The following is a 13998-nucleotide window of genomic DNA, read 5'->3' on the forward strand; positions in this document are numbered from 1 at the left end:
CGCCCGCCTCGGCAGCGGCGTACCGAAACACTCGGCCTGGCTGGCAGCCGCCGGGGCGCTGGCGTTTGTGGTCTCGGACAGCCTGATCGGCATCGATCGCTTTGTGCAACCGTTCAGCGCCGCGCCCTACCTGATCATCCTCAGTTACTGGCTGGGCCAGTGGGGCATTGCCGCCTCGGTGTTTTCCCAGGGCAAACGCTGAACGCTTTATCAGACAGACCGCGCATCCCGGCGCCAACTTGGCTAAAATGCCGCCCCTTTTGAAAATTCCACCGCCGGAACCGCCGTGAGCAAAGAACCCGACCGTATTTTCGCCCAGCCCCTGACCCAGGTGCCGGACTTCGCCTTCAACGAAGACGTTGTGCGGGTGTTCCCGGACATGATCAAACGCTCGGTGCCCGGCTACCCGACCATTGTCGAGAACCTTGGCGTGCTCGCCGCCCAGTTCGCCCGGCCCGACAGCGTACTGTACGACCTGGGTTGCTCACTGGGCGCCGTCACCCAGGCCCTGCGCCGCCATGTGCGCACTGAAGGCTGCAAGGTGATTGCGGTGGACAATTCGGCGGCAATGGTCGAGCGCTGCCGCGAGTACCTCAATGGGCAGAACTCGATGTTTCAGGAGCTGCTGCCGGTTGAAGTCATCGAAGGCGACATCCTGGCCCTGGCGTTCGAGCCGGCCTCGGTGGTGGCGCTGAACTTCACCCTGCAATTCATCGCTCCAGAAGAGCGCCTGGCGCTGCTGGGCCGTATCCGCCAGTCGCTGCTGCCTGGCGGTGCCCTGATCCTTTCTGAAAAGCTGCGTTTCAGCGACCCCGAAGAGCACGGGCTGCTGACTGATCTGCATGTGGCGTTCAAGCGCGCCAACGGCTACAGCGATCTGGAGATCGCACAAAAGCGCAGCGCCATCGAAAACGTCATGAAGCCCGACAGCCTCGAAGAACACCGCGAACGCCTGCTGGCGGCCGGGTTCTCGAAAGTCGTGCCGTGGTTCCAGTGTCTTAACTTTGCCTCGTTGATTGCCTTGCCATGATTGATCTGTCCCCACTTGCCCGGCGTCTGGCCGGCACTCCATTGGCTGAATGGGCCAACACCCTGCAAGCCCAGCTCGACGTCAAGATGGAGAAAGGCCACGGCGACCTGGAGCGCTGGCAAAGCGCGCTGGATGCCTTGCCCGACGTCAAACCGAGCGAAATCGACCTGTTGAACGGCCTGACCCTGGACACCGACTGCGACGACGCCACCCGTGCACAGATGAGCGAAGCCCTGATGGGCCTGTCACCGTGGCGCAAAGGCCCGTTCGACCTGTTTGGCGTTCACGTCGATACCGAGTGGCACTCGGACTGGAAATGGTCGCGGGTCGCGCCGCATGTCGACCTCAAGGGCAAGCGCATCCTCGATGTGGGCTGCGGCAACGGCTACTACATGTGGCGCATGCTCGGCGCAGGCGCCCACAGCGTAATCGGCGTCGACCCCAACTGGCTGTTCTTCTGCCAGTTCCAGGCCGTGCAACGCTTTTTGCAGCAGGAAGCGGCGTGGCACCTGCCGTTTCCTTTCGAAGACCTGCCGCCGAACCTGGAAGGTTTCGACACTGTATTTTCCATGGGTGTGTTCTACCACCGCCGTTCGCCCATCGAGCATTTGCTGGCATTGAAAGACTGCCTGGTCAAAGGCGGCGAACTGGTGCTGGAGACCCTGGTGATCGAAGGTGACGTGAACCAGGTGCTGGTGCCGGAAGACCGCTACGCGCAGATGCGCAACGTGTGGTTTCTGCCCTCGATCCCGGCGCTGGAGCGCTGGTTGCGCCGTGCCGGTTTCAGCGATGTGCGCTGCGTCGACGTGAGCGTCACCACCGTTGAAGAACAACGTGCCACCGAGTGGATGAAGTACCAGTCGTTGAGCGACTACCTGGACCCGAACGACCACAGCAAAACCATCGAAGGCCTGCCGGCGCCAATGCGTGCGGTGATTGTGGCCAGGAAGTAACACACGCCCTTCACCCCTGTGGGAGCGGGCTCAGCGAGCCCTTCTGGCCTTGAAGAACTCGCTGAGGATCGCCCCGCACTCTTCAGCCAATACCCCGCCTTCATACAGCACCCGGTGATTCAAAAAGCCCTGGGTGAAAAACTGCCCCTGGCTTTGCACAATCCCGGCCTTGGGCTCCAGCGCGCCATACACCACCCGTGCCACCCGGGCGTGCACGATCAGCCCCGCACACATGCTGCATGGCTCCAGCGTCACGTACAGCGTGCTGCCCGGCAGCCGGTAGTTGCTGACAGCCGTCGCTGCATCACGGATGGCCATCATTTCGGCATGAGCACTGGGGTCGCTGCCGCTGATCGGGCAATTAAAGCCACGGCCGATGACTTCACCGTCCTGCACCAGCACCGCACCCACCGGCACTTCACCCAGCGCTGCGCCTTGAGCGGCCAGCGCCAGCGCTTCGCGCATAAAGTCTTGATCGCGGCTGCGGTCGATAATCAGGGGTTGACGCCCTTGTCGCATCAGGAAACCTCAATAGCGGCCATCAGGCCGGTTTCCATGTGATCAATCACATGGCAGTGGAACATCCACACGCCAGGATTATCCGCCACCAGCGCCACGCGGGCACGTTCGTTTTTGCCCAGCAGATAGGTGTCAGTAAAATACGGAATGATTTTTTTGCGATTGGAGGCCAGCACCTTGAAACTCATGCCATGCAAATGGATGGGGTGCTGGTACTGGGTCATGTTCTTCAATTCAAAGATATAGCTCTGACCCAGCTTGAGTTTGGCAATCGGTCGGTCAGCGCAGGTCTTGTCCTTGATATCCCAGGCCACACCGTTGATCTGCCAAAGGCTCGGAGGCTGATCCGGGCCCAGGTTCTCGGACATCGAACCGACCCACTCAAAGTTGAAGTTGATCTTCTCGGCATTGGCCACGTCGGGCTCGGCAATCGGGTTGGCGGGCAACGCCGGTGGCCACTCGCCCGGTGCATCGGTGCTGGCGACCGAACGCAAAGTGCCCAGCCGTACCGGGCCGTCACGCAACGACAGTTCTTCACCGGCGGGCGGGGCCTTGATTGCCAGGCAAATACGCATGCCCGGGCCCAGCCAGTAATCCTTGCCCAACGGCCTTGGCTCGATGGGGTTGCCGTCCAGCGCGTAGATCATCGCTTCCACGCCGGGGATATTCAGGCGATAGGTCAGGGTGTTGTCGAGGTTGAGAATACGCACGCGGGTGATCTGCCCTGCAGGCAGGTCGATGGTCGGCACATGGCTGCCATTGATGGTCGACAGGCGCCCCGCCGTACCGCCACGGGCCGCTTCGCGGGTGATGCTGAACGGCAGGAAGCCGCCCTCTTCATCGACGTGCCAGCTCTTGATGCTCAGGGTGCGCTCGTGCTTGAAGCCGGTAGGCTCGCGCTCTTCGACGATCAGCGGGCCGACCAGGCCACGACCCAGCTCTTCGCTGCTGTTGACGTGGGGGTGATACCAGTAGCTGCCGGCATCGGGCACGCGGAACTTGTAGTCGAAGTATTCTCCGGGCAATACCGGTAGTTGCGAGACGTAGGGGACGCCGTCCATTTCCAGGGGCAGGCGGATACCGTGCCAGTGGATGGTGGTTGCGACTGGCAGATGGTTGATAAAGCGCACCCGCAGCCATTCACCCTGACGCACGCGCAGCTCGGTACCTGGAGCCGATGGACCGAACGCCCAGGCCTGGGTGATATGGCCGGGCACCAGCTCGACGTCCAGTGGCGCGCTGATCAGTTCGTAATCGTGGCCGGCGTTCTCGGCAGCCACCTTGCCCAGCCAGTAACGCGAAGCGCCTCCTGCGCCAACACCCACCACTACCAGGCCGGCCAGACCACCGAGTATTTGTCGACGGGTAAAGGACATGGATTCAACTACCTCTCGTATCCGGCGCGGGCGTTGGGCCCGCAAAAGGCGAATACGATACACCTGCAATTGCGAAACAGTAAGGGCGGGGTGGCGAAGGGTCACAGCTGGCAGGCAAACACAGCCTGTGGGAGCGGGCTTGCTCGTGATTGGATCGCTGCGGTGTTGCAGGTACACCACAGTGCTGTCATCGCGAGCAAGCCCGCACCCACCTAAGGGCCGCAGGACGGGGTTTACAACCCCACCACCAGATGCACCACCCCACCCGGCAGGCTCAGGATCCCGGGCACACCCGCCACACGCAGGGCTTGCGGATCCAGGCGGGTGATATCGGCCAGCTCCACACGGATCCGGGTCAAGGCCACCCGCTGCTCGGTCTTGATATTGCCGCTCCCGCCCAGCGCAGCCAGCACCGTTTTATCCAGTGTCGACACCGGTTTAGCGGGCTCATCCACCACCAGATCGGGTGTCAGGGCCTTCCAGAATGCTTTAAGCGCTTTATCGAACATGTTCAGGACTCCAACTCGGTCATGGGTTGCACCAATGGCTGCAATGCAGCCCGCACCTGCCCGGCACTCTCCAGGCCCAGCGCGCGCTGCGCCAGGGCCTGGCACGCGACGAAATCCAGCTCTCGAACCCGCGCCTTGATACTCGGGATCAACGGCACGCTCACTGACAACTCATCGACACCCAGCCCCAGCAGCAATGGTACCGCCAGCGTCTCGGAGGCCAGTGCGCCGCACACCCCGACCCATTTGCCGTGGGCATGGGCGGCCTTGACAGTGGTGGCGATCAGGCGCAGCACCGCCGGGTGCAAGCTGTCGGCCTGGCTGGCCAGACGCGGATGGTCCCGGTCCATCGCCAGGGTGTACTGGGTCAGGTCATTGGTACCAATGGAGAAAAAATCCACCTCGGGGGCAAACAGATCCGCCATCAACGCTGCTGCCGGCACTTCGATCATGATGCCCAGTTTTGGCAGGGTCTTGATCCCCAGCGCCAGCGCCTGCTCCTCGAGCAACTGGCGGGCCATGCGCAACTCGGACAGCTGCGTGACCATCGGCAACATAATGTGCAGACGGGTCAGGTCGGCACTGGCCAGAATCGCGCTGAACTGCTCACGCAACAGGTGTGGACGCTCAAGGCACAAGCGGATTCCGCGCATGCCCAAAAATGGATTGGCCTCGTGTGCCATCGGTACATAGGCCAGTGGTTTGTCGCCGCCCACATCCAGCGTGCGCACCACCAGATTGTGCCCGGTACCCACGACACCGGCGATGGCGCTGTAAGTGGCAACCTGCTCGGCATGGCTGGGGGGGCTGCTGCGTTCCAGATAAAGGAACTCGGAGCGCAGTAAGCCGACCCCTTCTGCCCCCAGGCTCACCGCTTGCTCTGCCTCGGCCAGGGACGCGATATTGGCGCTGACTTCGATACGTACCCCGTCACGGGTACTGGCTGGCTGTGCCGCCTGCTGCAAATCCTGCTGCTGACGCTTGTGCTGAAGGGCACGCTGGAGGGTGAGCTGGCGGATCCGCTGCGGATCCGGCTCCAGGTGCAGCTGCCCCTGATCCGCATCGAGCAACACCTCGGTTCCGTTAGCCAGCGCCAGCACCTGTGGCGACATACCGCAAAGTGCCGGCAAGCCCAGCGCCCGGGCCAGAATCGCCACATGACTGCTGGCACCGCCACCGACCGTGGCAAAGCCTGCAACCTTGCGGGTATCCAGGGTTGCGGTCTGCGACGGGGTCAGTTGCTCGGCAATCAGGATGGCCAGATCCGGCAACTCCAGTGCGCAGTCCTGAACCCCGAGTATCAGTTTGAGTACGCGCTGGCCGACATCGTCCAGATCCAGCGCGCGCTCGGCCAGCAAGCGATTGCCCAGGCCTTTGAACAGGGTCGCGGTTTCGTGTGTGGCACTCTGCCAGGCGAATGCTGCGCTCTTGCCCTGCTCGATCAGCCCGAAAGCCTGCTCCAGCAAAGAGGGGTCTTCCAGCAGCTCCTGGTGAGCGTTGAAAATCTCGGCCTGAGCCTTGCCCTGTGTGTTGTCGCACAGCGTTTGCAACTGCGCGGTGGCTCCTGCCAGGGCCTGTTGCAACTGCTCGCGCTCGTGGCGCTGGTCGGTTGCCAGTTCGCTGATCTGCAACACGCTTTCTGTCAGTTGCACAACATGACCGAAGGCCGAACCCGGTGACGCACAGACCCCGCGCAATTCGTTGCTGGCCACAGGCTCCGGCACTGCTACTGGCTGCGCTTCGGGCGCCACAGCCACGACCGATTCGCCGCAACCCTCAGCCAGCAGTTCACTCAGCACCTTGAGCGCTTGCTCGGCATCTGAGCCGCAGGCACTGAGGTAAACGCTGTCGCCGCAAACCGCCTGCAGGGCCATGATCGCTACCAGCGACTTGGCATTGGCGCTCTCACCCTGTTTGTGCAAATGAAGGGTTGCCGCAAAGCCTTTCGCCGCCTGGGCGAGCACCGCTGCAGGACGGGCGTGCAAGCCGTTGGGGTTGGGCAGACGCTGCGGCTGGGAACGCTGGGTATCGCCGGCTTGCACCTCGGCCACTGTCTCGGCCTGCCCCAGTTGCAGACGCAGCAGCGGCTGGCCCGTTTCGACCAGAACGCCACCTGGTGACGGGGCCACAAAAGGTTCGCCGCTGACCACCAGCATCAGCGTCAACAGGCTGCGGGCATGCAGGGCGATGTAGTCTGCATCGAACTCGATCAGCGCCTGCCCCGCTGTCACCTGCTGGCCCTCCTCGACCAGCGCCGTAAAGCCTTTGCCGCCCAGGTTGACGGTATCCAGACCAATATGCAGCAACACCTGCACGCCATTGGCATGGGTGATGCTGATGGCGTGGCCGGTGTGTTGCAAGTTACTGATCACCCCGGCCAGCGGCGCACAAAGCACCTGCGACGTCGGATCGATACACAGGCCGTCGCCTATCAGGCGACTGGCAAACACCGGGTCGGGCACGTTATCCAGCGCCATCAGCACACCGGACAGCGGTGCCAGCAATTCCACTTGTTGGGATGTGACCATAACTTCACCTGCAGTTGATTCGGTTAAATGCCGATGGAGCGCGAGCCCCGACAGCTCGCTTACTTCCACCAGTACTCGGCTTGCAAACCTGCGTTGGAACCGTGACGGGCCGAACCGAATGCACCGCTGTCGGAGAGCGCCGAGCCTGCATCAAACTCATTGGCGGCGCGCTGTGCCGCAGCGTTCCAGCTGGCATAGGTGTAATACAAACGCACTTCCGGGCGCGTCCAGAAACCTGGGCCCTTGGGTGACCAGGTGGGCGCGAAAGTGAACTTGCTCAACTTGCGCGTACCGTCCGCGGCCTTGACCTGATCGTGCCCCAGCTCGGTGACCAGCTTGAACTGCTCACTGATCGCGTAAGTCGGGCGCACGCCCAAAGACAGCCACTCCTGATTGCCGCCGTCGGGGCGAAAATCCTTCTGGTACACCGCCTCCACCTGCCCGCCGAAACGCGGCGTCACTTGCCAGTCGAAAAACTCGACGATGCGATAACGCTTGCTGCTGTTATCCAGGCGAAAGTCGCCGGTATAGCCCAGGCCGGTGCCCGAGCCTTCGCCGTACTGCACGGCAAACTTGTTCTTGCCCCCCAGAAACTCGCTCTGCACATGCTGCGCGGTAATGGCCCAGCCACTGTGGGCGTCAGTGCGCTCGGGCTTGTCCAGATAACTGAGGCCCAACTCCAGCTCACCGCCGGGGTTGGTGTTGAAACCGGCCACGTTGAAGTCGTGGCGAGTCACATAGTTTTCCTGGTACAGGTTGTCTTTGCGCGACAGGGCGTAGCTGTATTTCAGGCCACCGATCAGTACATCCTCGATACCGGCACCGGTGGCGCTCTGGTTCCAGTAGTAGAAGTCGGAAATATGGATGTCGTTACGCTTGTAGTAACGGCGCCCGGCCCACAGTGAGCCGCCGTTGAGACCCGGCAGGTTCGACCACTGCGCGTACAGTTGCGGCAGACGCGCCGAACCGTTGTCGCCCTGGAAAGTCAGCTGGCGGTCGTATTGGTTGTACAGCGAGGCCATGCCATCGACGCTCAGTACCGAGCCATCGTCAAAGCTGTACACGTCCTGGCGCAGTTCCAGCTCGGCGTATTGTTCGCACTCGTTGCCCAGCCGGTACTTGGCCTCGGCACCGGGCAGCTTGAAGCAGGATTGCTTGCCGCCATTGAGCGAGTTGCCCACGCCACTGCGCAAATACCCGGCGAACTCCAAAGCGCTGGCCGACAACGGTGCCAGCAGGCACAGGCTGGCGATACAGATGCTGTAGTTGAGTGAAGATTTCATGGAACGACCTTTTTTATTGTTATGGGTAAAACCGGTAATCACTGCAGATGCAGGGCAAATGACTCATACGGACGCAGTGAAATCCGACTGCTGCGCACCGGGCAGTCGTCGTAGTTGCTGATCAGCAGCCGCTGGCTCATCCCCGCGTCAACCACACCTTCAGGCAGTTCGATATCGCAGGGTGTGCCATAGAAGTTGTTGATCACCAGCAGACTCTCGCCATCGCCCTGACGCACATAGACCCATACCTGCTTATGCTCGGGCAACAACAGACGATATACACCGTGTTGCAGCAAGGGCACTGCGCGGCGCAAGGCAATCAATTCGCGGTAGTGATGCAGCACCGAAGCCGGGTCATTGCGCTGGTCTTCAACGTTGATAAACGCCGCGTTGGCGGGGATGCCAATCCACGGTTCGACACTGCTGAAACCGGCATTGGCCTGATGATCCCATTGCATTGGCGTGCGGCCGTTGTCCCGTGACTTTTGCTTGATCGCAGCCATGCATTCGTCGTGAGGCACCCCGGCTTCGCGCTTGAGGCGATAGATATTCAGGGTTTCGACATCGCGATACTGCTCGATATGCTCGAACCCGGGGTTGGTCATGCCGATTTCTTCACCCTGATACACATAGGGTGTGCCTTGCAAAAAATGCAGCGCCGTGGCGAGCATTTTGGCCGAGACCACGCGGTGTTCACCGTCATCGCCAAAACGCGAAACCACACGCGGCTGGTCATGGTTACACCAGAACAGCGCGTTCCAGCCGCCACCGGCCTGCATACCAACCTGCCACTCCGAAAGAATGCCCTTGAGCTGCAGGAAATCGAAATCAGCCCGCACCCACTTCTGCATGTTCGGGTAATCGACTTTCAGGTGATGAAAATTGAAGGTCATCGACAGCTCCTGGCTGTCAGGGCGCGAGTAGCGGATGCAGTGCTCAAGGCTGGTGGACGACATCTCGCCGACGCTGACCAGATCGTGGCCGGCAAACACTTCGCGGTGCATCTCCTGCAGGTACTCATGCACGTTGGGGCCATCGGTATAGAAACGGCGGCCGTCGCTGTCGTCCTGGGGGAAATGCGCCGGTTTCGAGATCAGGTTGATCACATCCAGGCGAAAGCCACCCACGCCCTTGTCCCGCCAGAAGCACATCAGCTTGTAGACCTCGGCGCGTACCTTGGGGTTGTCCCAATTGAGGTCGGCCTGAGTGTGGTCAAACAGGTGCAGATAGTACTGGCCGGTTTGCGCCTCGTATTCCCAGGCCGAGCCGCCGAATTTGGACTCCCAGTTGTTTGGCTGGTCGCGCCAGATATAGAAGTCGCGATACGGGTTGTCGAGGCTGCTGCGCGCCTGCTGGAACCACTCGTGTTCGATGGACGTGTGATTGACCACGATATCAAGCATCAGCTTGAGGCCACGGGCACCGGCTTCGCGGATCAGCAGTTCGCAATCGGCCATGCTGCCGTAACTCGGGTCTATGGCGTAGTAATCGCTGATGTCATAGCCGTTGTCGCGCTGGGGCGAGCGCAGGAACGGCGTCAGCCACAGGTAATCGACGCCCAGCCACTGCAGGTAATCGAGCTTGTCGACCACCCCCCGCAAGTCACCGGTCGCGTTGCCCGCGTGGCTGCAAAAGCTTTTTGGGTAGATCTGATAGATCACTGAACGCTGCCAGTCTTGCATGGGGTGTTCCTTGCTTGGACGTTGTAGCCGCTGGTGCAGGCTGCAATAAGGGCCGCTGGACCGTCTATCAAGACGGGCAGCTTCGCAGCCCATCGCAGCCTTCGGCAGCGGCTACAGGAAAGTGGATGTGCTACGCGACGCGATAACCCGGACGAATGATTTTCAGGCTCAGGCCGCAGGTCAGGACAAACGGCACGACAATGGCCATCAACATGCCGATGACAAACATCGGGATGTACTGCGGAATGATCGAAATAAAGCCGGGCAAGCCGCCAACACCGATGGCCGAAGCCAGCACCTTGTTCAGCGACAGGAAAATGCTACCCAGCGCCGAGCCGATCAGCGCCGCATAGAACGGGAACTTGTAGCGCAGGTTGATCCCGAACATCGCCGGCTCCGTGATGCCAAAGTACGCCGAGACTGCAGAGGTAGAGGCCATGCTGCGCTCACGCACATTGCGGCTCATGTAGAACACCCCGAGCGCGGCGCTGCCCTGGGCCAGGTTGGACATGACGATCATCGGCCAGATAAAGGTGCCGCCGTGGTTGGCAATCAATTGCAGGTCCACGGCGAGAAACATATGGTGCATGCCGGTAATCACCAGCGGTGCATACAGCAGGCCGAAAATCATTCCGCCGAGCACCGGGGCCACGTCGAACAACAGCACTACGCCTTCGGTAATGAGGATGCCGAGGTGACGGGTCACCGGGCCAATGATCGCCAGCGCCAGCACCCCGGTGATGACGATGGTGGTAATGGGTACCACCAGCAATTGAATGGCATTGGGCACTCGCGCCCGTAGCCATTTCTCTATCACGCTCATCACATAGGCGGCCATCAGGATCGGCAGGATCTGCCCCTGGTAGCCCACTTTCTCGATCTGGAACAGGCCCAGGATATTGAAGTACGGCAGGCTCTGGCCCTCCAGCCCGGCCACGGCCTTGCCGTAGTTCCAGGCATTGAGCAGGTCGGGGTGAACCAGCATCAGGCCCAGCACAATGCCGAGGATTTCGCTGCCGCCAAATCGCTTGGCCGCCGACCAGCCCACCAGCGCGGGCAGGAATACAAAAGAGGTATTGGCCATGAGGTTGATCAGGCTCCACACCCCGTCCAGTTGCGGATAACCGTCGAGCAGGGTTTTGCCGTCGATAAACATGCCCTTGGCGCCGAGCAGGTTGTTAACCCCCATCAGCAAGCCGGCAATGATCAGGGCGGGCAGGATGGGCATAAACACATCTGAGAACACACGCACCAGACGCTGCATGGCGTTGGCCTTGTCGGCGCCCTGCTGCTTCACGTCGGCGATAGTGGCGGCTGCCAGGCCGGTCTGCTCACGCACGGCGGCATAGACCTTCTCGACTTCACCGGGGCCGATCACCACCTGGTACAGGCCGCCCGTGAAAAAGGAGCCTTTGACCAGATCGATCTGGTTGAGGGTGGTGCTGTCGACCAGGCTTGGGTCCTTGAGGGCCAGGCGCAAGCGTGTGACGCAATGCGCGGCCTGCTCAACGTTGGCGGCACCACCGAGGCTGTGCAGCAGCTCGCGGGCGATCTGGGAATAGTCGTGGCTCATGCGTGGTCTCGCTTGAATTTTTATTATGGAGCGTCGCTGTGGCAGCACGCCGTAGCAAAAAAATACTCGTCTGTACGAGTTAAAGCAACAACTGGTACAGACGAGTTAGTGATTTTTCTGCCGCATACTTGCGCTGCCTTCCCTCCACCCCTTAAGGTTCCGGGCCCCGAGCCCAACCGGCATAGAGCCCTCGCCATGACCAAATACAATCAGATCTACACGGATCTGCTTGCCAGTATCACCACTGAACGCCTGGCCCGCGGCGCGCGCCTGCCGTCCGAAACCGAGTTGATGGCCAGCTATGGGGCCAGCCGCGGAACCGTGCGCAAGGCGATTGAACAACTGCAGGAGCGTGGATTTGCCCAGAAGATCCACGGCAAGGGCACTTTTGTATTGTCATCCAGCCCGATCGAGTTCCAGCTGGGCGGTATCGTCAGCTTTCAAGAGACCTACCCGCGCCTGGGCGGTAACGTCAGTACCGAAGTGGTGGAGTTCACCCGGTTCCCGCTCGAAGGCGCACTGTGCGAGAAGTTCGATGTTGCAGCGGGCAGCCTGATAACCCGCATCAAACGCGTGCGCCATATTGATGGCAAGCGGGTGATTCTGGACATCAACCATTTTGTCAGCGACCTGATTCCGGGGCTGGATCAGGCCATTGCCGAGCACTCGATCTATGCCTATATCGAGCAGACCCTGAATCTGCAGATCAGCTATGCCCAGCGCACCATCGAAGCGGTGCCGCGCAGCAAGGACGACCAGCAGCACCTGGACCTGGAGGGTCAGAGCCATGTGATCGTGGTGAGCAACCAGACGTTTCTACAGGATGGGCGCCAGTTCGAGTACACCGAGTCGCGGCATACGCTGGACAAGTTCTACTTTTCGGATGTGGCGCGGCGCTGACATCAAAAAAAGCACCCTCACCTTCCGGGGTGAGGGTGCTTTTTTACTTGGCCGCAAACTTCGACCCACGCCCCCCATCAAGCTGCGCCTGCAACATCCCCCATTCGCGGGCAACAATCGAATACGGGATAAAAATGCTCACTCTCTGCGCGCTCTTCAGCTCAGGCAACGTAATAGCACTGTTCAGGCTGGTCGAATAAAAACCGGCATTGATCCCCACCACGCAACCGTCACTGGCGATCACCGGCCCACCCGACATGCCCTTGACCAGCGGGGCATCATGAATGGCATACAGGTCACCGCTGTGATCTTCGGTATTGCTGAAGGGGGTTTTATACACTTTGCCCTTACCCGTCGTGGTCACAAGGTAAGGGCTCACGCCCACGGCCGTGATGCTCTCTCCCACCTGCGGCGCTCGCCATGCCGGGAAGTGGCCATTGGCTTTATGCTTGATAAAGACCAGATCGCAGCGTGTGCTGCAACGGTATGCAACGTTGGGGATAAACGGGGTATGCCCAGTGGTGACGGCGTAGTCCTCATTCCATTGCACGGCCGAGGCCATGTACATATACGGCATGGGAAAGCCTGAAAAGACGGGAAAGTAAGCTTCATTGACCGGCCCCGACAAGTCGGGCTTCACGAATCCGTTGCATCCTGCAGTGACAACTCCTATTAACAAGAAGGCCATGATCTTGATCATGATAAATCACCGACTTATAGGGAGGATGCGACTGGCTTTGATTGTCAGTATTTTGACTACAGCAAAAACAGCACGCCTAACCAATTGTTTTGGTTGAGGCATGTATTATTTATGGATGAGGTTTTAATAACGCGTATGAATCAATCGAACTAAGCTCAATTGCCATTTCGAGCAATTGCCACGTTCAAATAATTGGCGTCGGAAGTTTGATGATTCAGAACGCCGACCACAAAAAAAGCGATCAACAGTAAAGGTTGATCGCTTTTTTATATCAAGCCGGGCTCAAGGCCTTTCATGCACTATCAGTCTGCGGCGCCATCATTTTTGTGAGCGCCAACGGTCTTGCGTTCACCGGTTGGAGAAACTTCATACACGTTCATCACCCAAGTGTCAGCGATCACGGTTTCAACCACGTAATTCTTCTTGGCTTGCGGGGTGAATTGCTGCGCAACAGGCTGCTCTTTGTCGAACGGCGTAGGCATTGGAATACCGTTGAAGGTGAACTGCTTGGCCTTGACCGTCCCTTCCACGTGCACCACTTTGTCTGCATCGACCAGCTTGCTGATGCTGTCAGTGCCACCGCCAATTCGCTTCAGATAGGCCGGTATGCGCTTGAAGTAAGCAGTGTCATAAACACGATCACCCGCGTCATCCATTCGACCGTCGGAATACCCGTACATGTAACTGACAGGGTGATCACCCTCCCCGCCGATGGTACGGAAGGTCAAGCTGGCTTGATGGTCATTCATGACCAGTGGCACGACCGGCGTTGAAGTGAGATCACCCGCCTTACGGCTACTGCAACCGGTCATCACAAGGGCGAGTGTGATTGCTAACGGAACTGCCAGATAAGTTTTCATTCGATCCTTGAACAGTCTGAGTGAAGGACAGTATGGAACCATTTGTTGAATGAAAGTTCCCTATACGATGTTGGCGCATCACACT

Annotated in this window: 13 protein-coding genes; 4 read left to right on the plus strand and 9 right to left on the minus strand. The window is 59.9% G+C overall.

Translation table 11 applies throughout. From position 1 onward, the window contains the following. From GHO42_RS18530 to cmoB, 3 genes are all read left to right on the plus strand, one after another. Positions 1-202 (plus strand): lysoplasmalogenase family protein (locus GHO42_RS18530; protein WP_218576009.1); only part of this gene is annotated, 202 nt, incomplete at its 5' end. Between the two features lie 84 nt (positions 203-286). Further along, positions 287-1030, plus strand: a complete 744-nt coding sequence (gene cmoA / locus GHO42_RS18535; protein ID WP_095018350.1) for a carboxy-S-adenosyl-L-methionine synthase CmoA — start codon at positions 287-289, stop codon at positions 1028-1030. Continuing rightward, positions 1027-1983: a tRNA 5-methoxyuridine(34)/uridine 5-oxyacetic acid(34) synthase CmoB gene (gene cmoB / locus GHO42_RS18540; protein WP_095020384.1), complete on the plus strand. Its 957-nt coding sequence runs from the start codon at positions 1027-1029 to the stop codon at positions 1981-1983. Before cmoA ends, cmoB begins: the two co-directional genes overlap by 4 nt. A 30-nt stretch (positions 1984-2013) precedes the next feature. Here the strand turns inward: cmoB and tadA are convergent, their stop codons facing one another. The 7 genes from tadA to treP form a co-directional block, all read right to left on the minus strand. Beyond that, positions 2014-2502 carry a tRNA adenosine(34) deaminase TadA gene (gene tadA / locus GHO42_RS18545; RefSeq protein ID WP_095001442.1) on the minus strand — a complete coding sequence of 163 codons (489 nt, stop codon included), beginning with the start codon at positions 2500-2502 and terminating at the stop codon, positions 2014-2016. Next, the gene (locus tag GHO42_RS18550; RefSeq protein ID WP_133144824.1) at positions 2502-3878 is read right to left on the minus strand and encodes a multicopper oxidase family protein; all 1377 of its coding nucleotides are present in this window, start codon (positions 3876-3878) and stop codon (positions 2502-2504) included. Before GHO42_RS18550 ends, tadA begins: the two co-directional genes overlap by 1 nt. Before the next feature lie 233 nt (positions 3879-4111). Continuing rightward, positions 4112-4387 (minus strand): PTS transporter subunit EIIB, encoded by a 276-nt coding sequence (locus GHO42_RS18555; protein WP_095001444.1) that lies wholly within the window; start codon positions 4385-4387, stop codon positions 4112-4114. Positions 4388-4389: 2 nt separating this feature from the next. Next, entirely contained in the window at positions 4390-6915 is a 2526-nt protein-coding gene (gene ptsP / locus GHO42_RS18560) for a phosphoenolpyruvate--protein phosphotransferase (protein WP_153328093.1), read from the minus strand. A gap of 59 nt (positions 6916-6974) precedes the next feature. Beyond that, the gene (locus tag GHO42_RS18565; RefSeq protein WP_133144822.1) at positions 6975-8198 is read right to left on the minus strand and encodes a carbohydrate porin; all 1224 of its coding nucleotides are present in this window, start codon (positions 8196-8198) and stop codon (positions 6975-6977) included. A gap of 38 nt (positions 8199-8236) precedes the next feature. Beyond that, on the minus strand, positions 8237-9880 hold the full coding sequence (treC, locus tag GHO42_RS18570) for an alpha,alpha-phosphotrehalase (protein ID WP_133144821.1): 1644 nt from the start codon (positions 9878-9880) through the stop codon (positions 8237-8239). A gap of 130 nt (positions 9881-10010) precedes the next feature. Continuing rightward, positions 10011-11453, minus strand: a complete 1443-nt coding sequence (treP, locus tag GHO42_RS18575; RefSeq protein ID WP_153328091.1) for a PTS system trehalose-specific EIIBC component — start codon at positions 11451-11453, stop codon at positions 10011-10013. 195 nt (positions 11454-11648) lie between these two features. On the opposite strand from treP, the gene treR reads away from it, so the two are divergent. Beyond that, positions 11649-12353 carry a trehalose operon repressor gene (gene treR / locus GHO42_RS18580; protein ID WP_095001448.1) on the plus strand — a complete coding sequence of 235 codons (705 nt, stop codon included), beginning with the start codon at positions 11649-11651 and terminating at the stop codon, positions 12351-12353. 43 nt (positions 12354-12396) lie between these two features. Here the strand turns inward: treR and GHO42_RS18585 are convergent, their stop codons facing one another. Beyond that, positions 12397-13053, minus strand: a complete 657-nt coding sequence (locus GHO42_RS18585; RefSeq protein ID WP_095001449.1) for a trypsin-like peptidase domain-containing protein — start codon at positions 13051-13053, stop codon at positions 12397-12399. 302 nt (positions 13054-13355) lie between these two features. Further along, the gene (locus tag GHO42_RS18590) at positions 13356-13913 is read right to left on the minus strand and encodes a hypothetical protein (protein ID WP_133144819.1); all 558 of its coding nucleotides are present in this window, start codon (positions 13911-13913) and stop codon (positions 13356-13358) included. Between the last annotated feature and the right edge of the window lie 85 nt (positions 13914-13998).

The sequence above is a fragment of the Pseudomonas sp. FSL R10-0056 genome (genome assembly GCF_009600105.1).
In the GTDB taxonomy this organism is placed as follows: domain Bacteria; phylum Pseudomonadota; class Gammaproteobacteria; order Pseudomonadales; family Pseudomonadaceae; genus Aquipseudomonas; species Aquipseudomonas bubulae.